Genomic DNA, 26,392 nt, shown 5'->3' on the forward strand with positions numbered 1-26,392 from the left:
TAATAAATTATAAATTTTTATAATTATAAAAACTTTTCATTAAATAAAAATTAAAATTTATTAAAATATTAAATATTTTATAAACAATAAAAATTATCAAGTTAAAGCTAAAGAATTGAGTAGTTTTTACAAAGAAAAGAAGTTGAAGATTTATTTAAATGGATGAATGAAAATGCCAAATCACCTCGTTGGCTGAGCGTAAATGGAATAGATTATGATGAAGCTTATGTTAAAATTTTTCACACAAGCAAAAGCATAGATGAGTTTAAAGAAAAATACCTTGGGCTTCAAAATACATACTTTGTTGATTTTAGTAAAAAGATTAATAAACCTCAGGAAACTTTAGAAAAAGACAAAGAAAAATCTTTCAAACCTATACAAGGTGAAAGTAAAAACAAAGAAACCTACAAAGATGATAATACAAAAAATGAACTTATAAAAAACTTTTAAAAAATAAATTTAGCACAAGAGAAGAATTAGAAATTCTTTTTGGTATGAAATTTAATGATGATGTGGGAGAATTTAATCAATTTCTTTCTCAAAATATCACTCCAAAAATTATAGATATTAAAGTTTAAAAATATTTTTATAATATTAAAATATATTAAATTTTATAAAATCATTAGAACCATTTTCACTAATAATATTAATAACATATTTACTTTTTTTTAAATCCAAAGATAAACTTTCTTCTTTTCCTTCAAAAATCAATTCTTGATTTAAATACCAAAAAAGTTTTTCTTTTTTAGGGTTTATAAGTTTAATTAACAATTTTTGCTTACTTTTTAAATCTTTTGGCAAAATGATATTAAGATTATTTAGTGGATATATGATTTTTAAATTTTGATTAGAGCTTTGTAAATTTTGCTTTTCTTTTGCAAAAAATGCTTGTGCATTGGAAGGTAAATTTAATATAATCTTTTTCTTTGCATGGATGAAATTTTCATCTAAAGAATCAACTTCTTTATTTTTATACATAAAAACTTCTTTTAGAAATGGTGAAGTTCTTAAGACATTTGCACTTTGCGGGTAAAGCACTTCTTTAAAGTCAAATTTATAATCATATCTATATCCTGTTTGATTTTCAATTTTGATAGAAACTAAATCATTAGGCTTTTCAAATTCTAAATTAACTCTCTCAAGTAAGGCTAAAAGTTCAAAAAACAATTCCCCTGCTATGCTTACACCATATAAATTTGCATTTGCCTCGCCATTAAAATTTCCAACCCACACTCCTAAAGTGTATTTTGGAGAAGTTCCTATAGCCCAGGCATCTTTTCTACCATAACTTGTGCCTGTTTTCCAAGAAATAATAGTATTAAAATCATATTGTCTTAAACCCGCTCTATCTAAATCCTTTAAGGTTTGTAAGGTTAAAAAGCTTGCTCCATCACTAATAAGCTTTTTATTTTCTTTAGTAAATGCATTTTCTTCATATAAAAGCTCTTTAAAATTTCCATAATTTCCAAGTCCTAGATAGATTTTTACCATATCTTCTAAACTAAATTCTTTTGTGCCCAAAATCAAAGAAAGTCCGTATTTTTTAAAATTTTCATCTTCAAAATCTAAAATATCTTTGAGCTTATAAAAAAACTTCTCATACCCATATTCTGCAAGTAAGCTTACAAAAGGAACATTAAGTGATTTTTGCAAAGATTCTTTTGCACTAATAAAACCATGGTATTTTTTATTTGCATTTTGTGGAGCAAAGTTAGAAAAAAATGTAGGCACATCAAGCATTAAAGATTCAGGCACTATAAGTCCCTCATCTATAGCAAAAGCAAAAAGCAAAGGTTTTAAGGTTGAACCCACACTACGCTTTGCTATCACCCCATCAACTTGACCAAAACTTGCAAAATCATAAAAATCATTAGAGCCTACATAAGCTAAAACTTTATTTGTTTTGGTATCTGCTAACAATATAGCTAGATTTTTTATGCCTTTTTGTTGTAGTTTATAAGAATATTCTTTAGCTTTTTCTTCAAATTTGATTTGAATTTTTTTATCTATACTAGAAACGATTTTTTCTTTATCCGCTAAAAGCCTACGCGCTAAATGTGGAGCTAAGTTTTTCCTTGTTTTAAAGCTAGGAAGTTTTTCAGCCTTTGCAAGAGTTAAAATATCTTTAGAAAAACATCCCTTTTCAAAAAGCCTATCAAGCAAAGCATTGCGTTTTTTTAAAAGTCTATCTTTGTTTTTTTCAAGATTAATTAAACCTGGATTATTAGGAAGCACAGCAAGCAAGGCTGCTTCACTCCAAGTAAGATCTTTTAAATCTTTTTCAAAATAAAATAAACCCGCACTTGCAACACCTACTAAATTTCCTCCATAAGGAGCATTATTTAAATAAAGTCTTAAAATTTCTTCCTTATCATAAGCGTTTTCTAAAGCAAAAGCTTTGATGATTTCATTAAATTTATTAAAATATGTGCGTTTGTTTTGCTCTAGAAGTTTGATTGTTTGCATAGAAATTGTACTTGCACCACTTCTTTTACTTGAAAAAAGATTATTTTTAAAAGCTCTTATAATCGCTAAAAAATCTACTCCATAATGAGAATAAAAATTTTTGTCTTCATATAAAAGAACTGCGCTTTTTAATTTTTGCGGTATAAACTCACTCTCTAAATGCCATTGTTCGTTAGAATCTAAAAATACACTAAGAATTTCTTTATTTTTATCAAACAAAACCTTACTATAAGTGCATTTAAATAAATCCTTACTATCAAAGCTAAAATAAATTAAGCCTATGTAAAGACATAGACTTAAAAAGCATATTGCAAGGCTTATTTTGATTTTCACTGCACTACTTTGACTCTTTTACTCTCACTTAAAGCTCTATAAGCATTATCATACATTGCTTCAGCATAAGCTCCACTCAAAGTATAAACACCTGGAGTAACAGCACTTAATTTCACAAAAAATTCTCTTGACTCATCAGAGTATAAAGGAAAGAAATACATGATTTTATCATCTCTTATATCTACAAAATCATAATAAGAATTTTTCACAAAATTAGGAGTTTCATCATCTAAAAGATCATGTACTATCTCCCATCCACTTGGTAAAATTTGAGTTAAAGCTATATTAGAAGTGCCCGGATAATTTTTATTTGATATTTTTAATTTCATATAAAAAATTTGAGAGCTTTTTATAGCACTTTCATCTATTTCATTTCCATTTTCATCATAAAAACTTCTTTCTATATACATACGCTGCGCAAAAGGTTCGACAATGCCTTTTTTAATTCCCTCTACTCCAAAATGCACATAAGTATCTTCTTTAGCTTCTATCAAAGCGCTGCCTTGATTAAACTCAAATTTAGAAAAACTTGCATTGAGCTTTTTACTCTCACCATTAATTTTTACACTTGCATTGATAGTTTTAGGATTTTCATCACTAAAGCTATTTGCCAAAGCATATAAAGCATAGCCTGTGCTTTGAGTGCTAAGCCAAGCTTGACTTTCTAAAGTTTTTTTAATATCATCTAATAATTCATCATTATTTTTACCATAAATTATTTTATACGCATTTGCAATAATAGCTTCATCTCTTAGAAAAGATCCATAAGTATGAGTATAATTAGCTTTTTCATCAGGCTTTGTGCTTAAATTTTTAGCTATATTTAAAGCTACCTCATCAAAACCTGCTAATTTATAAGCTGCACTAAGTTGCCAAAGACTTACATTGTTTAAGCTTTGCAAATAAGTACTATCTTCATAAATAGCATTCATTATGCTTAAATTTGGCTCTTTGGCTAGAGCTAAAAGATATAAAGAATTTATTCTAATTTCTTTATTTGTTTGAGCTTTTAAAACATAGCGTTTTTGATAATCAAGCCATGCTTTAAACATTCCCTCGCTCACATAATAACCTCTTTCTTTGGCTAAAATCATAAACATACCTGCATAATTACTTCCCCATGCATCAGAATCTTTAAGTCCTTGCCAATAAGCAAAACCACCATTGGAAGTTTGAAAATTTGCGTATTTACTTAACAATGCATTGATATTGTTAATATTTTTTTGTTCATTTGCTCCTTGATCAAGTTTTTGTAAAAAGAGTTGCGGTAAAACTGCTGAAGTACTTTGCTCTATACATCCATAAGGATAATTTTGCAAGTATTTTAATCTATGATTTATATTTAAAATAGGCTTAGAACTCACACTTAAAAACGCCACTGGGTTGATATAATCTTGTGTGATTTTAAACTCCATAGAAGTATTTGCAGGAATTTTAAAAGATTTTCCCTCATAAGTAATCGTATTTAGTGCTTTTATGTCAATTTGAGTATTTTGAGTATAGGTGTAATCTTTTGCATTTAAACTTAACTCTATTTCTTCCACCCCAAGCTTGCTTGAATTTACTCTTGTGTTAATATAAATATCTTTTGTTTTTTCATTACCAAAATCAATTAAAATTTCATCTTTTTCAAAATTTATGAGTGAATTTTTTGTTTTTAGTTTAAGTTTTGCATTTTTTACATCATCATCTACTTTAAATACCTGCACCAAAAGCTTAAACTCATCATCAAGTCTTAAAACCCTTGGCAAAGTTTCAAGCATTACAGCAGGTGCGCTAACTTGGATATCTTTAGAAGCACTGCCAAAACCTGCTAAGTTGTTCGCCACTACCATAACTCTAACCGAACCTAGATACGAAGGCATATTAAATTTTAATTTTGCATAACCATTTTCATCACTTTGTACTGGCTCTTGAAACAACACAACAGGTTTAAATCGTCTTGCTTTTTCATCGTTTTTACTTTTATTTGCCCTACTTTCTAAGAAAACATCACCACCTGTAGTTAATACCTTGGAAGCATTAGAAATATTTTTAGCAATGATTTTATCATAGGTATCATATATGCTCATGTTAAAGCGAATTTTTTGATAAAAATATCCCCAAATATCTGGAGTTTTAAAAGCATTCACATCAAGCAAACCCTCATCTACAATAGCTATGGTATAAGTATAACTTTGCTTGTTTTTACTTTGAATTTCTACTTCAAAATCTTGTTTTGGCATGATTTTATCCGGTACTTTTAAATCAAGCTCGATTTTACTTTGTTCATCTACTACATTCAAAGGCACTACACCAAAAAGTCTTAAGGCTCTATCGTTAGTGTATTGATTATAATCTTGAAGCAAAATCACACTCACATACACATTTGGCTTATATTCTTTAAGAATAGGAATTTCAACCTTTGTAATATCTTCATGCGTATCTATCACAAAGCGTTTTAAAACCTTTACATTATCATTTAAAGTAACGATGGCTTTTGCACCCTTAACACTTTCAAATTCAATAAAAGCTGTTTCGTTTGGTTTGTATTCTTTTTTATCGCTTTTTATTTTTAAAGAACTCACTATATCAGCATTACTTGGCGCACCAAAACTACTAATATAAAAAAACTCTCCTGTGCTTGTTTTACTTTGTGTATCTTCAAGCTCTATAAACATTTCACCATGGTATTCTTTGGGATCAAATTCTATTTTAACCGGTTTATCCTTACTTAAAATAGTTCCTTGGGTAATGATTTGTGTGTTTTTATCTTTTTTGAGTGATTTTAAAAAATCATCATAATTATCATAATCCCACCACCAAGAATAATCATTTGCATAAATAGTATATTTAATCTCCCTATTTGCTATCAAATTCTCATCTAAATCACTCACAATAGCTTCAAAATTAATTGTAGAACCCGAGCTTAAATAGTGATTTTTTAAACGCTTAATACCCACAAAATACTCATGTAATATCACTTGTGAATTCACAAGCGCTTCAACTGATCTTGAACCTTTTTCAAAAACCCTAGCCCTTATGTTAGCTTCAAGATTATATGGAGTATTTTTAAAAAAATCTTTTAAAGCAAATTCTTGCTTTACAAAGCCACTTTCATCTAAAATGCCTTTTAAATTATCTTGATATTTTTGCACTAAAACACTAGGATTTGAAAAAATATATTCTGGATATTTTGAATTTTTATATTCTTTTTTACTTACAAATAAATCAGCTTGATATTGTAAATTACTTGCTGGTGTTCCAAAAAGATATTTTGAGCTAATATTAAAATCTAATTTTTCATTTTCTTTTATACTTTTTGGAGCTTGTATAGATACTTTTATACGATTTGGCACTATATTTTGCACTAAAATTTCTTTATCAAAAATAGCATTTGCAAATTCTACTCTAGCTAAATACACTCCACTTAAAGCTTGTTGATCAAGTGAAATCTTTTTATAAAAAGTTCCATTACTCAAAGGATCAAGTTTAATTTTATCTAAAAACTTTTTATTGCGTGGATCAAAAAAACTCAAAAATATAGGGTGATTAACAGCTCCTTTATCATTTCTTGCAACCATAGTTAAATGTATATCATCACCTGGTCTATAAACCCCTCTTTCTGTGTAAATAAACACTTTGTTTTGAGAATTTTGCTCTAAACCATCTACATCAAAACCATCATATAATAAAGGCGAACTTAAGCGTAAAATAGAAGCTTGCTTATCTTTTGAAGCAATGATAAATAAAGCTCTTGACTCATCAATATCATCAAAAACAGCCAAACCATTATCATCGCTTGTCTTAGAAGCTAAAATTTGATTGCTTTTGCTAATTATATCAACCCTAACCCCACCTAAAGCCTTTTGTGTGGTAAAATCTCTTACATCGACAAAAAGTTTTTTATTTAAATTTTGAGCAATTAAAGCTATATCTGAAAAAATCAAATTTTTACTAATCTTTGCTTTTTGATCGAAAAATCTTTGCTTTTTCCAACTCTCCATACCCTCATCAAAAACATAATCAATATCTTCTTCTTTAAAATAAAGCTTAACTATAAACACACCACTTAAATCTTTTAAACCATCTAAAGCTATCTCATTTTCTTGCCATTGATTTTTAACATTTTTAATATCAAAGTCTTTTTTTAATACTACTTCACTAGTATAATCACTCTCTGAAAAAATATCACTATCATAATCACTTAAATTTTTAGCACCTTGAAGATTTTTATATCTTAAATATTCACTTAAATTATTTGAAAATACCTGATGAACTTCTAAATGGATCTTTTTAATATTTAAACTTTTAAAAGCTATTTTTTTACTCGCTTTGCTAGATAAAAATACCCCTTGATTTGTAAAACTTATAGCAGGCTCATAGTCTTTTAAGCTCACTTGAGTTTTATAGCTTTCTTTTGTACTAATTCCATCAGCGCTTTTAATCCCTTGAGCAAGTTGAATTTCATAAGTTTTATTTGGAGTAAAATTTCCTGTGAGCTTGATTTTATTCCCAAATACCAATGCTTTAAAATCTACTTTGGGTGCAATAAAAATCAACTCTTTTAAATTTTGATCTTGCGAAATACTTTGAGAAAAAAGTAATTCTATGTTTTTATTGATTATATTTGCATTTTGAAATACAAATTCGTTCTTTGCAAGTAAAATATATTCTAAATCTATATTTTTCTCTAAACCTAAAATTTCTTTATCAAAAACTACTTTTATATTAGTGTTTGTATTTTTAATTTTTAATGGCTTAGAATACACACTTGCTATATCATCTTGGATGATAATTTTATCTATTTGAATTTCTTTTTCTTGTGCATTAATTTTTACAGCTTTTAACAACTCATCTTTATCAAAAGCATAAAAACTTTGAACATTTAAAATCAACACACTCTCATCATTTGATATATTTTGAAAATATCCTTTGACATCTAGTTTTTCAAAAGGAGTTTTTGCTTTTAATTGTATTTTTTCATCAGCTACAATATCACTTAAGTCTATAAAAATATCATAATTTTGATTTGCTTTTAAAGAAGTGTATATGTTTAATCTTGTGGAAGTTTCAAGTTCATACTTTGCTTTTATTTTTTGATTATTAATAACAATTTCTCTTTCTTTTACAACACCTATGTTTTCTGTAATGATATTGGTATTAAATTCTATAAAAATACTATGCGTATTTTCATTAAAACCATAAGATCTTATAATAGAATTCTTATCTTCATTTTTAGAACATGCAAACAACAAGCTTGCAAGCAAAAAAATAAAAAAATAATGTAAAAATCCTTTCATGGGTATCCTCTTTTTGGTAAATTTTTCAAATTATATCTAAATTCACTCTTGCTTCACTCAAAAAATTATATAATTCTTACATAAAAATAAAGGAGAAAAAAATGAAAAAGAAAATCGCTGCATTATTGACAACCTTAAGTCTTTCAAGTCTTGCTTATGCAGATGGAATTTATGGTGTGATAGCAGATGTAAATGATGGTGCAAAGACTATTTTAATCGATACTACCTATGGAGAAAAAATGAATATAAAAATTCTACCAAATACAGAAATTGATATGGATGATTGCGGTATTTTTGGTATGGATAAATATGGCACTTTTAGAGATTTAAAAGTAGGAACTTTTATAGAAGCTGAAGTTTTTCATGGCTATGCTCAAACAACACCAAACCCACAAACGCCAAATCAAGTTCAAAATATAACCGCTAAAGAAATTAAAATAGAATGCAAAAAAAGAGCTTATTAAGCAAAATAACTCCTAAAAAGGAGTTATTTTAATGCGTTTTTTTCTTATATTAATTTGCATTAGCACTTTTGCATTTGCTTATAAAATTCAAGGTATTTTAAAAAACACTACTACACATACAATAAGTATTCAAACAAGTTTTGATAATAACTTAATTATTACCATTTTACCCCAAACACATATAGATATTTATAACTGCGGAATTTTTGGTAGCAATAAAAAACAAGCCAATGTGCAAGATCTAAAAAAAGGAAGTCTTGTTAAAGTTAAAGGCAGTAAAAATGGAAGCATTATCATTGCTGAAAAAATTATAGTAGAGTGTGATGATCAAAGAAGAGCTTATTAAGATAATAACTCTTCTTTATCGTCTTTATTGATTTTTTCTATATAAAGACTTTGTGAAGGAAATGCAAAACTTAGTTTATTTCTTTCGACAATCTTCATTAATTCAAGTAAAATACTTTGTCTTGCTTCTCTAAAACCTGCAGCATCAACTGCTTTAGTATAAAAATATACTTCTATATCAATAGAACTTGCGCTAAAACCACTCACAGCCACATAAGTATTATTTTTATATCCTTCTAAATCATTCACTGAAACTAAATTTTGTCTATATCTAGCGCGGGTTCCACCATGATTTAGCGCACTATCATCAACTTGAGCTATCAAAGGACTAGTAGCTAATAAATATCTTATATCTTCTACACATTGCTCAAGTTGTTCAGGTCTTGCATCATAAGTTACACCTATAAATAATTTTACATGGCGTCCTATTTTTCTTTTACTCCAATTTTTTATATTAGTTCCCATAATAGTTGAATTTGGTAAAAATACCAAAGAATTATCAAAAGTTCTAATAGTAGTTTTTCTAAGCCCAATTTCTACTATAGTTCCTTCTATACCTGAAATTTCAACCCAATCGCCTTGATTAAAGCTGTTATCAAAAAGCAAAAGCACAGAAGCAAAGAAATTTGCAATAATATCCTTAGCTGCCAATGCCACAGCCAAACCACCAATACCTAAAGATGCAATCAATGCTGAAATATTAAATCCTAAATGTGATAAAACAAATAAAACAGCTATTACTATAATAATAAAATATAAAATTTTAATAATTAAATTAACCACTTCGCGTTTGCCACTTTTTTCAGCAAGCTTTGCCACAATTACCATACCATAACTATCAAAAATATTTATCACAAGCCAAGCAGTTAAAATAACATAAACAATTGATAAAATATTACTAATTCTTATATCTACAGGTGCAGGATAGTAAAAAATAGTAAAACAAATTCCAATAGCATAAGCAAACAAAAACCAACCCACTGGTCCTTGGAGCTTTTCTAAAAAGTGAGTTTTTATTTCTACATTTTCTGAATTTTTTCCAAATAAATGTATCAATACAAAATACAAAATTTTTGCAAGATAAAATTTCAAAGAATAAAACAAAACAATGACAATAATAGAAATAACTATTTTTCCAACATTTACACTACTAATAGAGGTTTGTTTATTAATATAATTAATGGCATTTTGCAAGCCCAAGCCCGTAAATAAAAAATTAGTTTCAAGCAAATTTGCATTATTTCTTAGATATACCAAAATTTCATTATATGACTTGATGGTATTTCTTAAATTATTTTCACTAAGCTCTAAAGTTCTAAGTTGAGTAATATCATTAATTTTCTCTTTATCTAAAGCAAAATTAAAAACTATATCTTCTTTTAATGAGTCAATGCTTTCATCAATAATTTTTTTTATTTTTTGACTTTGAGCACCTTCGATAAAAACTTTTTCTAATTCAAATATACAAAGATAAAAATGTTCTGCAGAGGTTAAATTTAAAAGTTTGATTTTACTATCCACATAATCATAATATCTTTTTTTAGCTTGGGCATTTTCAACACTTTTTTGTAAAGCATTCTTAGTTTTTAAAAAATCTTTTGCTTCTTTATCATCAATCTTTTGAGATACCATTTTTAAAGGTAAAGTAGTCAAAAGAGCTGTTTTTTGTTTTTCTATTTCTTTGATATTATCTTGAAATTCGGTGCTATTTGTATCACCGGTTTTAAAACTTTCCAAAAGTAAATTAAGCTCTATATAATCTTGTACCAAAGCAAAAATACTATTCTTATCCTCTAAAGCATTTTTTTCCTGTGCATTCAAAGTGCTGATAAATAAAAATAATAAAATAATATTAACAATCTTTTTCATACTTTTTTCACCCTCTCTTGTATTAAAACAAAATTTTCAAAATTAAAATCATACTCATAAATTTCACCCGTTTCTATGATGTAATACCAAGCATGAAGTTCTATTTCTTTTTTATTTAAAGCTTCTTCTATACCTGGATAGGTTAATAAATTTTGCAAAGAATTAACCAAGTTCATTTTTTCAGTCATCCAAGATCGCATGGCTAAATCACTGCCTGCAACTTTTAAAACCTTATTTTTAATAGGCTCGAGCAAGGTAAGCCATTTTCTCACATTCGGCATACTCTTTAGCTCATTTTCATTTGCATATAAAGCCGCACAGCCACCACAATTACTATGTCCACAAACTATGATATTTTTTATATGTAAAGAACTAAAAGCATACTCAATAGCTGAAGTAGTTGCCAAAAAATCATCTCCTACTCTATAAGGTGGAACTATATTGCCTATATTTCTTACAACAAAAAGCTCTCCTGGACCTGTATTAGTAATTAAATTTGGTATAACTCTTGAATCAGCACATCCTATAAAAAGCGTGTGGGGATTTTGTTTATTTTTTAAACTTTCAAAAAGTTCTGCATGCTCTTTAAAATCTTCTTGCATAAATTTTAAAGCACCCTCGATCAAGTCTTTCAAAAAAAGTCCTTTTTTGCATTTTAATAAAGCATTATACTAAATTATTTTTACTTAAAATAAATCTATAAATTTATTTTTTGTTATATTTTTATACAATTTTAATCTTTTATTTATCTTTTTTTTGTAAATTTTAATTTTTAAAAATTATTGGAGGATTTTAATGAGTCTTTATGATAGAGATTATTCTAACTCTAAAACTCAAGAATTTGAAGGTTATGCTAGAAGTGATTTGAGCATTTTTATAAAACAAACTTATCAGCTTTTTGCTGCTTCATTATTAGCTGCAACAGCAGGTGCTTACATAGGAATTTTTGCCTTAGCACATTTATTTGCACAATCTCAAGCAACTTTTTGGATTTTATTTATCGTAGAAATTGGCTTGTTATTTGCATTACAATGGAAAAAAAGAGAAGCTCCGCTTAATTTAGTTTTACTTTTTGCCTTTACTTTTGTTTCAGGACTTACTTTAACACCACTTTTATATTCTGTTTTAGCACTTCCTGCAGGAGCTAGCATTATCGCTCAAGCTTTTGCTTTAACAACAGTGGCTTTTGGTGCTTTAAGCGTTTTTGCTATGAATACAAAAAGAGATTTTACTATGATGGGAAAAATGCTTTTTATAGCTTTAATTGTTATCGTAGTAGCTTCTTTAATTAATATCTTTTTTCAAAGTTCACTTTTAAGCTTAGCAATTTCTGGTATTGGTGCAATTTTATTTTCTTTTTACATTCTTTATGATACTCAAAACATCATTAGAGGAAATTATGAAACACCAATCGAAGGTGCAGTTGCACTTTATCTTGATTTTATCAATCTTTTCATCTCTCTTCTTAATATTTTAAGAAGCTTTAATAGCAGATAAAAATTTGCGAGAAAAATTCTCGCAAATTTTCTTTACCTCTTTCAAGTTTTTATCAAACTTTTTAAGTTAAAATACTCATTTTATTTTCAATAAGGAAAATTCATGACTACTCTTTTAATTATTTTGCAATTTGCAATTGTTGTGATTATTTGTATTGCTGTTTTATTACAAAAAAGCTCAAGCATAGGACTTGGAGCATATAGCGGAAGTAATGAAAGCTTGTTTGGAGCAAAGGGTCCTGCAGGGTTTTTAGCTAAATTTACTTTTGTGATGGGTGTTTTACTTATCGCTAATACAATTGCTCTAAGTTATATGTATAATAATGCTAATTCTAACTCACTTGCTGAAAAAGCAGAACAAATTTTACCAAAGGCACCTGAAACAAACACAACTAGCATTCCAGTTGCACCAAGTGCTCCAATTAGCGAAAGTAATACTAGCAAATAAAAAAAGGAAATACCATGCTAAATGAAATTTATACCAAGCAAAAACAACAATCAGACAAAAGCTTAGAGGCCTTAAAAAAAGATTTTACTACCATAAGAACTGGCAAAGTAAATATAAATATACTTGATCATATTCATGTAGATTATTATGGTAGTGCAACTCCATTAAATCAAGTAGCAACAGTTTTAGCAACCGATGCTTCAACTATTAGCATTACTCCTTGGGAAAAATCAATGCTAAAAGCCATAGAAAGTGCTATAGCTGCGGCAAACATTGGAGTAAATCCGAACAATGATGGCGAAAGTGTTAAATTATTTTTTCCTCCTATGACAAGAGAACAAAGAGAGGAAAATGCTAAAAATGCTAAAGCTATGGGTGAAAAGGCTAAAGTTGCTATTAGAAATATTAGAAAAGATGCAAATGATGCGGTAAAAAAACTAGAAAAAGATAAAGCAATCTCAGAAGATGAAGCTAAAAAAGCTTATGATGAAGTACAAAAACAAACCGATAATTATACAGCAAAAGTAGATGAGTTAGTTAAAAACAAAGAAGCGGAACTTTTAAAGGTTTAAAAATGAACTTAGAACAAATTTATAAAGATTGTGGAGCATACCTACAAGGACATTTTTTACTTAGCTCAGGGAAACACTCTGAGTTTTACCTTCAAAGTGCTAAAGTTTTAGAAAATCCAAAACTAGCAGGTGAGCTTTGTGATGAGCTTGCGAAAGTTATTGCCAGTTTTAATATTGAATTTGATAGTATTTGCTCGCCTGCCTTGGGTGGAATTTTAGCAGGTTATGAACTTGCTAGAGCTTGCAACAAACGCTTTATTTTTACTGAACGCGTAGAAGGAGTGATGAGTCTTAGACGCGGTTTTGAAGTAAAAAAAGGTGAAAAATTTATCGTTTGTGAAGATATTATTACAACAGGTGGCTCAGCACTTGAGAGTGCAAAAATCATCGAGAATTTAGGTGGAGAAGTAGTAGGTTTTGCAGCTTTAGCAAATCGTGGTTTTTGTGCTGTAAAAAATTTAAACAATCCAAGAAAAGAAAATGCAAAATTACCACAAAATTTACCACTTTTTGCACTAGGAAATTTTGAATTTGATATTTATGATGCAAATACTTGCCCACTTTGTGAAAAAGGCACTAAAGCTATCAAACCTGGTAGTCGTGGTAACTAATGAAAACTAAAGCAAAAATAGCCACTCGCTTTTTAAGATTTAAAGCCTTTTTGATTGATCTATTTTTGCTTTATGTGCCCATTTTGTATTTGTTTTATTTTACTCTTGGCTCTAAAGAAGCTTTTTTAAACAATCAACTTATAATTTTTTTGTGCCCATTGCTTTTTGGATTTTTACAAGCATTATTTTTAGTAAAAAAAGCTCAAAGTCCTGGACTTAAAGCTTATGATTTATACTTGATTGATATTAAAAATGGACACAAACTTAATTTTTTTAGAATAATCCTACGCTATGTAATTTTCATTATAAGCTTTGGCTTGTTGATTGGCTTTTTGGTAAGCTTTTTAAGAAAGGATACCTTAGCCTTGCATGATATTTTAAGCCAAAGCGCTATTGTAACAAAGGTGGAAAAATGAATAGAAAAAGAATTTATAATCCAAAATCAAATGAAACTTTAAATGATAGAAAAGTATTTAACGGCAACCCACATGGTATTTTAAATTTTACTAAAGCAAAATACACATGGGCTTTAAAACTTTGGGATTTAATGGAAGCAAATACTTGGTTTCCAAAAGAAGTAGATACAACAAAAGATGCACTAGATTATCGTTGCAATCTAACCGTAGCAGAAAAAAGAATGTATGATCTAGTTTGGTCTCAACTTATCTCAATGGATAGTTTTCAAACAAACAATCTTGCTGATAATATCAACCCTTATATCACAGCACCTGAAATCAATGCGGTTTTAGCAAGACAAGCTTATGAAGAAGCAAATCACTCAAAATCTTATGCAGTGATGGTTGAAGCAATCTGTGAAAATACAGACTTAATTTATGAAATGGAAAAACACGATGAGACTTTAAGAGAAAAAAATGATTTCATTTCAAGTATTTATGAAGAATTAGCTGGCGAAGTAGATGATAATAAACTTTTACTTGCAATGGTAGCAAATCAAATTCTAGAAGGAGTGTATTTTTATAGTGGTTTTACTGCTATTTATGCTTTAGCGCGTGCAGGAAAAATGCTAGGTTCAGCACAAATGATACGCTTTATACAAAGAGATGAAATTACTCATTTATTATTATTTCAAAATATGATTAATTCTGTGCGTAAAGAAAGACCTGATTTGTTTAATGATATCAATATAAACAAAATTTATGATATGTTTAAAAAAGCAGGTGAACTTGAGATCAAATGGGGTAAATACATCACTCAAAATCAAATCATGGGTTTTACAGACGATATTATAGAAGAGTACATTCACTATCTTGTTGATCAAAGACTAATAGCTATTAATCTTGATAAAATTTATAATGCAAAACATCCTATTAAATGGGTGGATGATTTTTCTAAATTTAATGATCAAAAAAGCAATTTCTTTGAAAGCAAGGTTACAAACTATTCTAAAGGGAGTTTGAGTTTTGATGACTTTTAAGTCACAAAACTACCCATATTTTACATTTTTTTAAACTAAAATTCTCTTTTTATTTAATATTTTATTTTTATTTATTTCATTATTATAAAATCCGCCATTTTATTTTATTAGTAAAGGGGTGATTATGGAGTTTTTAGAACTTTTGCTAGTCTTTATTGCCATAGTTCTCATGATAATTAAGCCTGAAAAAGAAAAACTAGCTTTTTCTATACTTGTAATTTCATGGGCTATTATGGTATTTGACTATTTAGGTCGCAAATCAGGCGCAATCTTAGGCCTAATGAATCTATAAGGTGGCAAATATGTGTGATATTAACAAAACTAAATTTTTTTATTTTTTAATGTGCTTGGCAGGTTTTTTAATCATTTTAATGCCTGTTGGAATTGCAAATTTGATTTTTGGTTATATGCTAGGTGATAGCCCTTGTACTTCTTGTTGGGGCCAAAGAGAATCAATGATTTTCATTGGTGTTGCAGCTTTATTTATCGTACGTTATGGTATGAAAGGTAAGTTCTTAGCTTTTCTTTTAATTGCAACTGCATTTGGTTTATGGCAATCATTTAATCATATAAGCGGACATGCACATCGTGATCTTGATCAAGGTTTTGGTTTGCCTATTTTTGGTTTGCATACTTATTTTTGGGCTGAAGTAGTATTTTGGGCTGTAGTTTTATTACTTGGTGTAATTTTTGCTTTTGCTCCAAAATTTGGCTCCTTTGAAAAAGAAATGGAAGGAGTTAGTTTTAGAAAATTAACTAAATTTAACCTAGCTGCTATGGTTATTGTTGCTTTTATCGTAGCTTCAAATGTCTTCCAAGCTTTCGTAAGCACTGGTCCTATCCCATATAGCGGACAAGGTGATCCAGTTCGTTTTAGTTTAAATCCAAAATATATTATTTGGGATGATTCAGGCTGGAATAAAAGTTGGAAAAGCATTTCTTTCTTAGGAAAACGCGATGTTAAAGAACCTGATTTTGCTTTTGCTCCTGCTAATGAAAAACTAGGTATTGAATTTGATAATAATATCAGTAATGCTCCATTTACAAATATCGATGATAATCTAAAAATCGTAAATGAAACAAAAATTGATTTTCCTAAAGCTATCAATACACTTGATTATATCAATGGAGAATATGTCGCAAGTTCAAAATGGGAAGTATTTTTCCTAGATGATAATTTTAGTACTAAAACAGATTTTCTATTAGACCCATATTTTTCAGCCACAATTAATCCTATCATAGGAATTATTCCTTATTTGGACAACAAATACATCTTAATGGGCTCTAATAAAACTTTCTTAAGATTTGCTCAAAATCCTAATGCAGATGAAGCTTTACAATATGCTGATTTTATTAGAGGGGCAAATAATTTTGAAGGACAAGGTGAAAACCTTGGTCGTGGTAGAATTGACACAGTTAGAGCTAAATTCCATCATGTTTTAAGCACAACTACTGATGGAAAATACATGTATCTTGCTACCGTTCCAAACAATAAGGATGCTAAAACTTTTGTAATTTCTAAAATTTCTTTAGCAGATAGAGTTCTTTCAGCTGAATTTACTCCTAAAGCTGAGTTAAAAGAAGGAAAAACTTTAGGCGATCTTTATATAACTTCAATGGCTTTTAAAAATGGTAAAATTTATGCATTAAGTAAAAAGCATAATGTTATTGCTGTAATTGATCTAGACAAAGAAGAAGTTGTAAAAACTATTTCGTATCCAGAAAATATAACTAACGCAAGAAGTTTATTCTTCAAAGATGGCAAAATGCACATCTTATCTTATCAAGATGGATCAAACATCCTTTATACACTTGATTAATCTTAAGGCGTTTTTACGCCTTAAGGATTTTAAAGCTAGATAAATAAAATTTAAGATAAAATAACACTTTTTATCAAGGAGTGCTTATTGATTCATATATTTGAACAAAAACAATGCCAAACTATGGCAGAAGAAATTCGCAAAAACACTTTCATTAATGAAGAATTATTTGAAGCTTTTTGTTCTACTCCAAGAGAAATTTTCTCACCTTTAAAAATGCATGCTTATAGACTTGATGCGCTTCCTTTAATGGGTAATCAATGGATAAGCTCGCCTTTAACCGTGGCTAAAATGACTATGGCACTTGATTTTAAAGATGCTGATAGTGTTTTAGAAATAGGTTGTGGTAGTGGGTATCAAGCTGCGATTTTAAGTAAGCTTATTAGAAGAGTTTTTACCATAGAACGCATTGAAAAACTTGCAATTAGTGCTATAGAAAAATTTAAAAAACTAAACTATGCTAATATTCATGTAAAATTTGATGATGGGCAAAATGGCTGGAAAAATTATGCACCTTATGATAGAATTTTACTCTCAGCTTATATAGAACACATTCCAAATGTATTATTTGATCAACTTGAAAACAATGGAATTTTAGTAGCTCCTTTACTCATAGGAAATCAACAATTTATCACTAAATTTACCAAAAAAGATGGCGAGATTAGCAAAGAAGTTTTAGATGAATGCCTTTTTGTACCTATCAAAGATGGCAAAGAATAGTTAAAATTTCATTTTTAAAATAATAAAACCATATTCATCTTTATATTCACTCTCTTGTAAAAAACCATTTTTCTGATAAAATTTATATGCCTTATAATTATCTTTATTTACTTCAACATATTTCAAATGATAATCATTTATGGCTTTAGATATTAAAGTAGTGTCTATACCTTTGTTAAAATATTTTGAACTTAAAAACAACATTTCAATTTTATCATCCACAAATGCTAAAAATCCAATCATTTTGTCTTTATTATAACAAATCAAATAATTTAAACTAAAGAATACTTGAGAATTTAAAAGATCATTTTTAATCTTTTCTCTATCAAAATCAGATAAAAAATCATGGGAATGTTTCACACTATCCTCCCATATATCGATCAATTTATCCTTAATATTGTCTATAATTTCTTTAAAATATTTAATTTTAATATAATTATTTTTAAATATAAGCTTCTTGTAGGATTTATTTTTTTATAATTATATTAAAAAAGGAATATTATGAGTTTTAAAAAAATACTTTTTGGCTTATTTACTACTAGCATGCTTTTTGCCTATGAGCAAATGCCTCAAAATGCCTCACATGGAAATTTCATAGACAAAGACAAATGGAAAAATTTAGATAAAAACTGGATTTACTGTGAAAGTGGTTTAAATCAAGATTTTATCAATATAAATAGTAAAAAGGCTACAAATAAAAATCATTCTTTAGAATTTAACTACTCAAACGATTCTTTTGGTTTAATAAATGATGGTTATACCATAAAAATGTATTTTGCAAGCAATGGAAGCCATATCATGCTAGATAATACAGCTTATAATTTATCTCATTTTCACTTTCACGCTCCATCAAAGATTTCTATTGATAAAAAGTCTTATCCTTTAGAAATTCATTTTAGTCATGTAAGTCAAAAAGGTGATATAGCAGTGGTTGTGCTGTTTTTACAAGAAGGTGCGGAAAATCCTTTTATTAAAAAAATCATCCGTGCTTTTCCTAAAAAAGAAGGCGATAAACTTTATGTTCAAAGCTTAAGTGCCAATGAGTTATTACCAAATAATCTTCAATCTTTTTATATCTTTAAAAACAAACTCAACAAGCCTTGTAATCAAAAAATCACTTGGATAGTTTTAAAAGATATGAGCTATGCCTCTAAAGAGCAAATTCAAATCATACAAAATTTAATAGGAAAAAATGAGAATTTGAAAATACAAGAAATTAATAATTTAGAACAAAATGATTAAGCATAGCTTGCTTAATCATGTATAAAAGCTTGAATTTTTTCTAAATTAGCTCTAAAAAGTTTAAAATTTAACTCACTTGAAATTTTTAAATCAGCAAAAAAAGGATTTTTCAAACTTGCTATGAGTAAATAATCATCTTTTTTCAAAGCTCTTTGTGTAGAAAATTCTTTATCCTTTACTTTTTCAAAAATACTTTCACTTGAGCTAATATCTTCTTTTAATTTTTTACTATAAAGCAAAATTCCACAAAAGAAATTCCCAAATTCATCTTTAAATTTCACATCATAAAGAATAAAATCATCAAAAATAAAAGAATTTTGAGAATGATAAGTTTTTAAAGAAAAGTCAAAAGCAATTTTTTCAAAATCTTTCTGATAAAAGCCTTGTTTATCAAATTTAGCATTATTTTGTTTTAAAAATTCCTCACACATTTTAAATACAAGCTCATTGCGTCCCCACATAAGCTTTCTTCCTAAAATTCTAAAAAACAAAACTCCTGCTAAAACAGCAAAAAACAAAGCTATAATCACATCTTTGCTAAATTGAAAAGCAAGAAAAAATATAACCAAAGCTTCAGCAAATGCTAAAATTTGTAAAGCTTTGAGTCTTTTATTTAAAGCTTGTCTTATGGCTTCAAAATCCATTAAGACTTAGCCTTTTCCATTCTTTTTCTTTGAGTAGGATCAAGATATCTTTTTCTAACTCTAATATTTTGTGGAGTAACCTCTACAAGTTCATCTTCTTCTATCCACTCTAATGCTCTTTCAAGGCTTAATTTTCTAGGTGGTACAAGCTTAATCGCATCATCACTACCACTTGCTCTAACATTAGTTAAATTTTTACCTTTAATAGGATTAACATCTAAATCATTTGGGCGTGAATGCTCACCTATAATCATGCCTGTATATACTTTTGTTTGAGGATCAATGAATAATACCCCTCTATCTTGTAAGTTAAATAAAGAATATCCTAGTGCAACACCATTTTCCATAGAAATTAACGCGCCATTATTTCTTTTTTCAACTGCTCCACTAAATGGACGAAACTCTAAAAAGCTATGGTTCATAACACCCTCGCCTTTAGTATCTGTTAAAAATTGTGATCTAAATCCTATAAGCCCGCGCGCAGGAATTTCAAACTCAAGTCTTGTTTGACCATCTCCAGTTGGTGTCATAGTTTTCATTTCAGCTTTTCTTTTGCCTAGTTTTTCAATCACAACCCCGGTAAAATCATCAGGCACATCAATCACTAAATGCTCAAATGGCTCTGTTTTTACCCCATCTTCTACCTTAACGATAACTTCAGGTCTACCCATACAAAACTCAAAACCTTCTCTACGCATATTTTCAGCTAAAATAGTTATTTGAAGTTCGCCTCTTCCGCTTACTTTAAATTTACCCTCGCCTGTGCTTTCATATTTCATAGCAATATTAGTTTTCATTTCAGCTTCTAAGCGTTCTGCGATTTTATTTGAAGTTACATGTTTACCTTCAGTACCCGCTAAAGGACCATCATTTACTGAAAATACTATACTTAAAGTTGGCTCTTCTATATGTAAAGGATCAAGTGGCATAGGGTTGTTTGGATCTACCACGCTATCTCCTACATCTAAAGCTTCAAAACCTGCAATCGCTACAATATCGCCTGTCCCTGCTTCTTCAATGTCCATTTTTTCTAGACCCATAAAACCAATAAGCTTTGAAATTCTTCCATTGATTTTAGAGCCATCTGCTTTAGCAAGCATAACATTTTGATTTTTCTTTACTTTACCATTAAAAATTCTTGCAATACCTATTTTACCAACGAAATTATCATAACCTAGAGTAAAAACTTGAAGCTGTAAAGGATTTTCATCACTACCACTTGGAGCAGGCACACGCTCAAGTATAGTCTTAAACAATGGTTCCATGTTAGTGCTTTCATCTTCAAGTGCAAGTTTTGCATAACCATTTTTAGCAGCTGCATATACTACTGCAAAATCAAGTTGTTCATCATTTGCCTCTAAAGCCACAAAAAGATCAAAAATTTCATTGATTACTCTTTCAGGATCAGCAGCCGGCTTGTCGATTTTATTAATAACAACAATAGGTTTAAGCCCTAAAGATAAAGCCTTTTTTACCACAAATTTAGTTTGAGGCATAACCCCTTCTTGTGCATCAACTAAAAGCAAAACCCCATCAACCATTTTTAACACACGCTCAACTTCACCACCAAAATCAGCATGGCCTGGAGTGTCTATGATATTTATTTTTGTGCCTTTATAATTAATAGCAGTATTTTTAGAAAGTATAGTAATACCTCTTTCTTTTTCTATATCATTACTATCCATTACACGCTCTGCTATTTGTTCACGCTCATTAAAAGTTCCTGATTGTTTTAAAAGCTCATCTACCATTGTTGTTTTACCATGATCAACATGAGCTATAACAGCTATATTTCTAATATTATCCAAGTTTTTCTCCAAAGTCTTAAATTTAAAATCTAATATTATATAAAAAAAATGCTTAAAAATTAAGATTTAAAAATTGGAACACTTGTTGCTTTTGTCTTGAGTAAGAATTATTTTTAAGGAGAAAAATATGTCAAACCTAAATACTCAAATCTTTAACGCTAACTTAGAAAAACAAGGAACTTCAGTTTTAAATAGTAAGCATTTTATGGAACTTTTAAATTATTTAGAAGTTATAAATTCAAATGAAGAAAAAGAATTAAATTATGCAAAACTTTCAAGTAAAGTAAGTGAAATTTTAGATGATGCTCAAAATGAAAATGCGGTTTTAAATGCTAAAAACATAGAAGAATTATTAGTGATATTTAAAAATTTTAATCTTACTCATGAAAATTTAAAACTTGATTGTGCAGCACAATTACAAAATTTATTTCCAAATTTAGCAAAAAATAATTTTTTAGTAGGTTAATTAATGTCTAATATCCAAGCTAGTGATGCTTTAAACTTACTAAGCATCACTCCACAAAATGAAAACCCAAGTAAAGAAAACACTAGCTCACAAAGTGATGGCGAGGAATTTTTAAATTCCTTATTGCAAGCAATAAATGAAAAAGATGGAAGTTTACCAAAAGATTTCAAGACTCCACAAAAAGATGATAAAGTTAATGATAAAATTTTAAAAGATGATGTCAAAGATAAAATACCGCTGGATGAAAAAGATGCTTTGAAGCTTTTTGAGGGTGCAAATTTTATGCAAATTCTTTCTTTATTGGAGGTTTTACAAAGCGATAGCAAGGATATAAAACTAAACAAACTTGTCCAAGATAATACTGCTATTTTAGCTCTTGAAAAAAACCTACACAAGCTAAAAAATATAAAAAATATTAATGAGCTTTTTAATGTGGCAAAAGAGCTTGGATTAAACATCAAAAATATAAAATTTGAACAAATTAAAGATTTAAAAGAAGCTTTTCCAAATCTTGATAAAAAAGGTTTTTTTGAAATACCAAAACAAAATAATAATACTAATGTTTTTCAAGATTTAATCAATCAAAAAATTACCAAGCTTTTAAAAGAAGAACCAAATACAAGCAAAAATATAAAAAGCAAAGAAAACGAAGGTGTCTCTTTGCTTTCTTCTGCTTTAAAAAATATAGAACTTCCAAAAAAAGATATAAAAACACAAGCAAAAGAAAACATTCAAAACATAGATTTTAAAGAAAAATTAGTAGAAAAAATTCAAATTCAAGATGAAAAAGAAATAAAAAACGCAAAAAATATCCAAAATACAACAACAAAATTCAATGAAAAACTAAGTGATATTGAGTTAATTAATCTTACTCAAAACACAAACCTAAAAAAAGATATTAAAGAAAAAGAAAAGCTAGATTTTAAAGAAATATTAAAGAATGAAAAACTAACTATTAGCGAAGATAGCTTTAGTAAAAAAATAAGTTCTGTTTTAGAAAATTCAAAAGATTTAAAAGCTGAATTAACAAATATAAAAAATACTCAAAATATACAAAATCAAAATCAAGATTTAAAAATTAACTTAGAAAATCAATTGGCCCCTCAAGATAAACATTTAAAAATAGATAAAAATAATCAAAATATAGATAATTTTAGTGATATTTTTAAACACACAAAAGAGTTTTCAAAAGATGAAAATGATCATAGTGAAGAGAATTTAAATTCTTATGTAAGGGAAATGAATAGGGTTTCTAATAATTTTATAAAAAATCAAAATATTCCTATGAAAGAAACTATTAATGATTTTGCCCAAGAATTTAAAGAAAAACTAGAAAGCTACAAAGCACCTATAACTCGCTTTAGTATAACTCTTAATCCACATAATCTTGGAGAAGTAGAAGTAACTTTAGTCCAAAGGGGTTCAAATTTAAATATTAGCTTTAACTCTAATCAAAATACCTTAAATCTTTTCATACAACATCAAGCTGAGTTTAAAAATGCTCTTGTAAATATGGGATTTACAAATTTAGAAATGAATTTTAGTAATCAAGAAAGAAAAGAACAAAGCAATCCGCAAAGACAAAAAAACAACAATAGTAAAGAAGATAAGGTGAATTTTGAAAAAGAAATTCAAGAAAAACCGAGCTTAGAAATGGTTTTAGCAAAATATTTTTAAATGGAATATTTTTTGCTTTGAGCTTTAAAAATATATAAAAAAGGATTTTTATGTCAAATATAAACACACAAACCCTTCAAGGTCCTTTAGCAACGCTTAATACTAAAGATATGTCAAATGCTAAAGGAAGCACTAGAGCCGGTGAAGGTGATAGCGGGTTGATTTACAACCCTGGGGCAGAACTTGACAAGGATGCGTTTTTAAAGCTTCTTTTAATAGAACTCCAACATCAAGATCCAACAGATCCTATGGATACTGAAAAAATGCTTACCCAAACAGCACAACTTTCAGCACTTGAAATGCAAGATAATACTAATAAAACCATGACTCAACTTGTAACTGCAATGACAAAACTACAAAATTCTATTGCAGCAAGCACAGGTATGAGCGCACTAGCTGCAGTTGGAAAGCTTGCAACAGTTAAAGATAATTACCTTGTAGTGGCAGATGATGATATACAATTTCAAATTAATATGTATTTACCACAAGAACCACAAAAAGGTAAAAAGACTGATATTGATATTGAAGGTTTTGAACTTAAGAAAAATGGCGAAGATAAACTAGATATAACAGGTAAAGTTGATAAAGAAATAGCTGAACCTGGAGAAACTATACATATAAAATTAAAAGATGACAAAGGTCAAGAAGAAACGGTTCAAGCAGTAGTTGGAGAAGATCAAACATTTAAAATAGTAGGACATACCCCAAGTGTTGATATCAAAACAGCAAAGATTGATTCAGCTTATAAATCAGACAGTACACCTGTAACATTTACTATTTATAATGAAGCAGGAGATCCTGTAAGAACAATGAGTGTTAAAGATATGAGTGCTGGTATGAAACAAATCGTTTGGGATAGAACAGATGATAGTGGAAGTCCTGTACCATCTGGAAAATACTATGTAAGAGCAAGTTATATAGGTGAAGATGGTACAACCGTTAATTCAACTTATGGTGCTTATCCTATCACTGGAGTTAAATTTGAAGAAGGTGAAGCTCTAGTTGGTATGGGCGGTAGCTGGGTTAAATGGGAAGATATTAAAGAGATTACAGGATAAAATCATGTTTACAGCATTTTACAATGGAGTAAATGGAGTAAAATCCCAAAGTTATGGTATAGACAATACCGCTCATAATATAAGCAATGTCAATACAGTCGGTTTTAAATACTCTGATGTGGCATTTAAAGATGTATTTTATAGCACCATAACAACACAATCATATAACAAAGGTCAAACTGGTTATGGTAGTGTAGCAGGAGCTACTAATGATATTTTTGAACAAGGTCCGTTAGTTTCTACTGATAATGAATTTGATGTAGCAATTGCTGGAAAAGGCTTTTTTGGTGTAAGTAATGCCAATGGGGTTTATTATACTAGAAATGGTGCTTTTAAACCTGATGCAAATGGATTTTTAGTAGATTCAAATGGAAATTATGTACTTGGAACTATGAATCCATCATTACAAGAAATTCAACTAAGTGATAGAGTTTCTAATATGTTTGGTCAGATTATGGGACAAAAAGTCACTACAGCTTGGAGTGGAACACCTGGACAGAATTTACAAATGGGCGGAGTTAATACTCAAGGACCTATTTCTGTACCTAAAAATCTTTACTTACCACCTCAACCAACGCAAAATATAACTTGGAGTGGAAATTTAGACACAAGCACCAAAACAGAAGCAGTAAATGTAGATGTAGATGCTTCTAAATTTGAATTTAGTAAAAATGAAGATGGTAGTGTAAAAATTTCAGGTAATGTAAAAGATGAACAAATTTATGGTATAAAACCTGGCGATACTATATATTTTAAAATCACTGATGAAAAGGGTGCTAGTCAAACATTACAAGCTACTTTAGATGAAAATTTAGCTTTTAGTATCGACAATCAAAAACTAGATAAAGTCGATTTAGAAACAGCCAAACTAGAATCATCTCACTTAAGCGTTGAAAAAGAAGTAGCTGATAGCACAGAACTTTCTGCAAAATTAATAAATCCTGATGGATCTATTAGTTGGGTAAAAGTTAAATTAGATAGAGTTTTACCGCAAAATGGTACAGATTTAGAATACAAAGCCGTTGCACAAGTGTATGATAATGATGGCAATAAAATAGGTGGAACAACTGAAGGTTTAATCACTTTTAACGAATCTGGAGCTTTAGTATCTAACACCTTAAATTCAGTAGATAACAATGGAACAAGGGTTAATATAAATCTTGGTTCTTATTATGATCCAAATATACCAAATTCAGGCTATGATGGACTTCATGCTTTACAAAACAAACAACCTTCAGTGCATACACAAACAGATGGTAAGGGCGAGGGGTTTTTAAATAATTATTCTATTAACACAGATGGTACTATCATCGCCACTTTTACCAATGGAGATCAAATAGCTATGGCAAAACTTGCTTTGTTTAATTTTACAAACGAACAAGGCTTGGAAAAGCTAGGGGAAAATCTTTATGGGCAAACAGGAAATAGCGGCAATCCAACTTTTTTACTTGATGCTAATGGAAATTTCAGCACAGCAACTTTTAAAGGTTCTTATTTAGAGCAATCTAATGTAGATTTATCGGTAGCTTTTACTAACTTAATTACTCTACAAAAAGCTTATGATTCAAGTAGTAAAAGTATCACAACAGCCGATCAAATGATACAAAAAGCAATCAACATGAAACGCTAATTTTAG

Annotated in this window: 23 protein-coding genes and 1 pseudogene; 17 read left to right on the forward strand and 7 right to left on the reverse strand. The window is 28.9% G+C overall.

From position 1 onward, the window contains the following. Window positions 1-357: 357 nt before the first annotated feature. A pseudogene (locus L8U37_RS05155) lies at window positions 358-578 on the forward strand (hypothetical protein); the annotation flags it as partial. A gap of 16 nt (window positions 579-594) precedes the next feature. Here the strand turns inward: L8U37_RS05155 and pbpC are convergent. After that, window positions 595-2,799 carry a penicillin-binding protein 1C gene (gene pbpC, locus L8U37_RS05160; protein WP_263728739.1) on the reverse strand — a complete coding sequence of 735 codons (2,205 nt, stop codon included), beginning with the start codon at window positions 2,797-2,799 and terminating at the stop codon, window positions 595-597. After that, a complete protein-coding gene (locus L8U37_RS05165; protein WP_263728740.1) occupies window positions 2,796-8,081 on the reverse strand; it encodes an alpha-2-macroglobulin family protein in 5,286 nt (1,761 codons plus the stop codon). Before L8U37_RS05165 ends, pbpC begins: the two co-directional genes overlap by 4 nt. Before the next feature lie 101 nt (window positions 8,082-8,182). Here L8U37_RS05165 and L8U37_RS05170 point away from each other — a divergent pair, with 101 nt between their 5' ends. Both L8U37_RS05170 and L8U37_RS05175 read left to right on the forward strand, forming a co-directional pair. Continuing rightward, a complete protein-coding gene (locus tag L8U37_RS05170) occupies window positions 8,183-8,545 on the forward strand; it encodes a hypothetical protein (protein ID WP_263726111.1) in 363 nt (120 codons plus the stop codon). Window positions 8,546-8,576: 31 nt separating this feature from the next. Then, the gene (locus tag L8U37_RS05175) at window positions 8,577-8,891 is read left to right on the forward strand and encodes a hypothetical protein (RefSeq protein WP_133319015.1); all 315 of its coding nucleotides are present in this window, start codon (window positions 8,577-8,579) and stop codon (window positions 8,889-8,891) included. Here L8U37_RS05175 and L8U37_RS05180 read toward each other — a convergent pair. Together L8U37_RS05180 and L8U37_RS05185 are read right to left on the reverse strand one after the other, a co-directional pair. Next, entirely contained in the window at window positions 8,888-10,759 is a 1,872-nt protein-coding gene (locus tag L8U37_RS05180; RefSeq protein ID WP_263728742.1) for a mechanosensitive ion channel family protein, read from the reverse strand. The two genes, L8U37_RS05175 and L8U37_RS05180, sit on opposite strands and share 4 nt — an antisense overlap. Further along, window positions 10,756-11,394, reverse strand: coding sequence for a carbonic anhydrase (locus tag L8U37_RS05185; protein ID WP_133319017.1), 639 nt, complete (start codon window positions 11,392-11,394; stop codon window positions 10,756-10,758). The genes L8U37_RS05180 and L8U37_RS05185 overlap by 4 nt, the downstream gene beginning before the upstream one ends. Window positions 11,395-11,554: 160 nt before the next feature. Here L8U37_RS05185 and L8U37_RS05190 point away from each other — a divergent pair, with 160 nt between their 5' ends. The 9 genes from L8U37_RS05190 to L8U37_RS05230 all read left to right on the forward strand — a co-directional run bounded on the left by L8U37_RS05190 (window position 11,555) and on the right by L8U37_RS05230 (window position 17,861). Beyond that, window positions 11,555-12,256, forward strand: coding sequence for a Bax inhibitor-1/YccA family protein (locus L8U37_RS05190; RefSeq protein ID WP_039629164.1), 702 nt, complete (start codon window positions 11,555-11,557; stop codon window positions 12,254-12,256). A gap of 102 nt (window positions 12,257-12,358) precedes the next feature. Next, complete coding sequence (gene secG / locus L8U37_RS05195; RefSeq protein WP_133319019.1) at window positions 12,359-12,703, forward strand: preprotein translocase subunit SecG; 345 nt, start codon at window positions 12,359-12,361, stop codon at window positions 12,701-12,703. Between the two features lie 14 nt (window positions 12,704-12,717). Then, window positions 12,718-13,275: a ribosome recycling factor gene (gene frr / locus L8U37_RS05200; protein WP_039668941.1), complete on the forward strand. Its 558-nt coding sequence runs from the start codon at window positions 12,718-12,720 to the stop codon at window positions 13,273-13,275. A gap of 2 nt (window positions 13,276-13,277) precedes the next feature. Continuing rightward, the gene (gene pyrE, locus L8U37_RS05205) at window positions 13,278-13,886 is read left to right on the forward strand and encodes an orotate phosphoribosyltransferase (RefSeq protein ID WP_133319020.1); all 609 of its coding nucleotides are present in this window, start codon (window positions 13,278-13,280) and stop codon (window positions 13,884-13,886) included. Next, window positions 13,886-14,302 carry an RDD family protein gene (locus L8U37_RS05210; RefSeq protein ID WP_133319021.1) on the forward strand — a complete coding sequence of 139 codons (417 nt, stop codon included), beginning with the start codon at window positions 13,886-13,888 and terminating at the stop codon, window positions 14,300-14,302. Before pyrE ends, L8U37_RS05210 begins: the two co-directional genes overlap by 1 nt. Continuing rightward, a complete protein-coding gene (locus L8U37_RS05215; protein ID WP_133319022.1) occupies window positions 14,299-15,321 on the forward strand; it encodes a ribonucleotide-diphosphate reductase subunit beta in 1,023 nt (340 codons plus the stop codon). The genes L8U37_RS05210 and L8U37_RS05215 overlap by 4 nt, the downstream gene beginning before the upstream one ends. Window positions 15,322-15,445: 124 nt before the next feature. Further along, on the forward strand, window positions 15,446-15,613 hold the full coding sequence (locus tag L8U37_RS05220; RefSeq protein ID WP_133319023.1) for a dihydroneopterin aldolase: 168 nt from the start codon (window positions 15,446-15,448) through the stop codon (window positions 15,611-15,613). A gap of 10 nt (window positions 15,614-15,623) precedes the next feature. Then, window positions 15,624-17,141, forward strand: coding sequence for a disulfide bond formation protein B (locus L8U37_RS05225; protein ID WP_263660646.1), 1,518 nt, complete (start codon window positions 15,624-15,626; stop codon window positions 17,139-17,141). A 90-nt stretch (window positions 17,142-17,231) separates the two neighbouring features. Then, complete coding sequence (locus L8U37_RS05230; RefSeq protein WP_263664091.1) at window positions 17,232-17,861, forward strand: protein-L-isoaspartate(D-aspartate) O-methyltransferase; 630 nt, start codon at window positions 17,232-17,234, stop codon at window positions 17,859-17,861. Here the strand turns inward: L8U37_RS05230 and L8U37_RS05235 are convergent, their stop codons facing one another. After that, entirely contained in the window at window positions 17,862-18,245 is a 384-nt protein-coding gene (locus L8U37_RS05235) for a GNAT family N-acetyltransferase (RefSeq protein ID WP_263728743.1), read from the reverse strand. A gap of 117 nt (window positions 18,246-18,362) precedes the next feature. On the opposite strand from L8U37_RS05235, the gene L8U37_RS05240 reads away from it, so the two are divergent. Then, the gene (locus L8U37_RS05240; RefSeq protein WP_263728744.1) at window positions 18,363-19,103 is read left to right on the forward strand and encodes a carbonic anhydrase family protein; all 741 of its coding nucleotides are present in this window, start codon (window positions 18,363-18,365) and stop codon (window positions 19,101-19,103) included. Window positions 19,104-19,114: 11 nt separating this feature from the next. On the opposite strand, the gene L8U37_RS05245 is transcribed toward L8U37_RS05240, so the two are convergent. Together L8U37_RS05245 and typA are read right to left on the reverse strand one after the other, a co-directional pair. After that, a complete protein-coding gene (locus tag L8U37_RS05245) occupies window positions 19,115-19,747 on the reverse strand; it encodes a poly(A) polymerase (RefSeq protein WP_263728745.1) in 633 nt (210 codons plus the stop codon). Continuing rightward, window positions 19,747-21,555 (reverse strand): translational GTPase TypA, encoded by a 1,809-nt coding sequence (gene typA, locus L8U37_RS05250; RefSeq protein WP_220567072.1) that lies wholly within the window; start codon window positions 21,553-21,555, stop codon window positions 19,747-19,749. Before typA ends, L8U37_RS05245 begins: the two co-directional genes overlap by 1 nt. Window positions 21,556-21,682: 127 nt before the next feature. Here typA and L8U37_RS05255 point away from each other — a divergent pair, with 127 nt between their 5' ends. The 4 genes from L8U37_RS05255 to L8U37_RS05270 are packed head-to-tail and all read left to right on the forward strand — an operon-like array spanning window position 21,683 to window position 26,386. Then, window positions 21,683-22,021, forward strand: coding sequence for a hypothetical protein (locus tag L8U37_RS05255; RefSeq protein ID WP_133319030.1), 339 nt, complete (start codon window positions 21,683-21,685; stop codon window positions 22,019-22,021). Between the two features lie 3 nt (window positions 22,022-22,024). Continuing rightward, window positions 22,025-23,698, forward strand: a complete 1,674-nt coding sequence (locus L8U37_RS05260) for a flagellar hook-length control protein FliK (RefSeq protein ID WP_263728746.1) — start codon at window positions 22,025-22,027, stop codon at window positions 23,696-23,698. A gap of 50 nt (window positions 23,699-23,748) precedes the next feature. Further along, window positions 23,749-24,756 (forward strand): flagellar hook capping FlgD N-terminal domain-containing protein, encoded by a 1,008-nt coding sequence (locus L8U37_RS08230; RefSeq protein WP_263728747.1) that lies wholly within the window; start codon window positions 23,749-23,751, stop codon window positions 24,754-24,756. A gap of 4 nt (window positions 24,757-24,760) precedes the next feature. Further along, complete coding sequence (locus L8U37_RS05270; RefSeq protein ID WP_263728748.1) at window positions 24,761-26,386, forward strand: flagellar hook protein FlgE; 1,626 nt, start codon at window positions 24,761-24,763, stop codon at window positions 26,384-26,386. Window positions 26,387-26,392 lie beyond the last annotated feature (6 nt).

Source organism: Campylobacter sp. RKI_CA19_01122, assembly GCF_025771325.1.
Taxonomy (GTDB): domain Bacteria; phylum Campylobacterota; class Campylobacteria; order Campylobacterales; family Campylobacteraceae; genus Campylobacter_D; species Campylobacter_D lari_D.

What these genes read in the sequence shown, in the direction of transcription:
- L8U37_RS05165 (WP_263728740.1), bottom strand. Translation starts at nt 8,081, where the DNA reads ATGAAAGGATTTTTACATTATTTTTTTATTTTTTTGCTTGCAAGCTTG.
- L8U37_RS05170 (WP_263726111.1), top strand. Translation starts at nt 8,183, where the DNA reads ATGAAAAAGAAAATCGCTGCATTATTGACAACCTTAAGTCTTTCAAGT.
- L8U37_RS05175 (WP_133319015.1), top strand. Translation starts at nt 8,577, where the DNA reads ATGCGTTTTTTTCTTATATTAATTTGCATTAGCACTTTTGCATTTGCT.
- L8U37_RS05180 (WP_263728742.1), bottom strand. Translation starts at nt 10,759, where the DNA reads ATGAAAAAGATTGTTAATATTATTTTATTATTTTTATTTATCAGCACT.
- L8U37_RS05190 (WP_039629164.1), top strand. Translation starts at nt 11,555, where the DNA reads ATGAGTCTTTATGATAGAGATTATTCTAACTCTAAAACTCAAGAATTT.
- secG (WP_133319019.1), top strand. Translation starts at nt 12,359, where the DNA reads ATGACTACTCTTTTAATTATTTTGCAATTTGCAATTGTTGTGATTATT.
- frr (WP_039668941.1), top strand. Translation starts at nt 12,718, where the DNA reads ATGCTAAATGAAATTTATACCAAGCAAAAACAACAATCAGACAAAAGC.
- pyrE (WP_133319020.1), top strand. Translation starts at nt 13,278, where the DNA reads ATGAACTTAGAACAAATTTATAAAGATTGTGGAGCATACCTACAAGGA.
- L8U37_RS05210 (WP_133319021.1), top strand. Translation starts at nt 13,886, where the DNA reads ATGAAAACTAAAGCAAAAATAGCCACTCGCTTTTTAAGATTTAAAGCC.
- L8U37_RS05215 (WP_133319022.1), top strand. Translation starts at nt 14,299, where the DNA reads ATGAATAGAAAAAGAATTTATAATCCAAAATCAAATGAAACTTTAAAT.
- L8U37_RS05220 (WP_133319023.1), top strand. Translation starts at nt 15,446, where the DNA reads ATGGAGTTTTTAGAACTTTTGCTAGTCTTTATTGCCATAGTTCTCATG.
- L8U37_RS05225 (WP_263660646.1), top strand. Translation starts at nt 15,624, where the DNA reads ATGTGTGATATTAACAAAACTAAATTTTTTTATTTTTTAATGTGCTTG.
- L8U37_RS05240 (WP_263728744.1), top strand. Translation starts at nt 18,363, where the DNA reads ATGAGTTTTAAAAAAATACTTTTTGGCTTATTTACTACTAGCATGCTT.
- L8U37_RS05245 (WP_263728745.1), bottom strand. Translation starts at nt 19,747, where the DNA reads ATGGATTTTGAAGCCATAAGACAAGCTTTAAATAAAAGACTCAAAGCT.
- L8U37_RS05255 (WP_133319030.1), top strand. Translation starts at nt 21,683, where the DNA reads ATGTCAAACCTAAATACTCAAATCTTTAACGCTAACTTAGAAAAACAA.
- L8U37_RS05260 (WP_263728746.1), top strand. Translation starts at nt 22,025, where the DNA reads ATGTCTAATATCCAAGCTAGTGATGCTTTAAACTTACTAAGCATCACT.
- L8U37_RS08230 (WP_263728747.1), top strand. Translation starts at nt 23,749, where the DNA reads ATGTCAAATATAAACACACAAACCCTTCAAGGTCCTTTAGCAACGCTT.
- L8U37_RS05270 (WP_263728748.1), top strand. Translation starts at nt 24,761, where the DNA reads ATGTTTACAGCATTTTACAATGGAGTAAATGGAGTAAAATCCCAAAGT.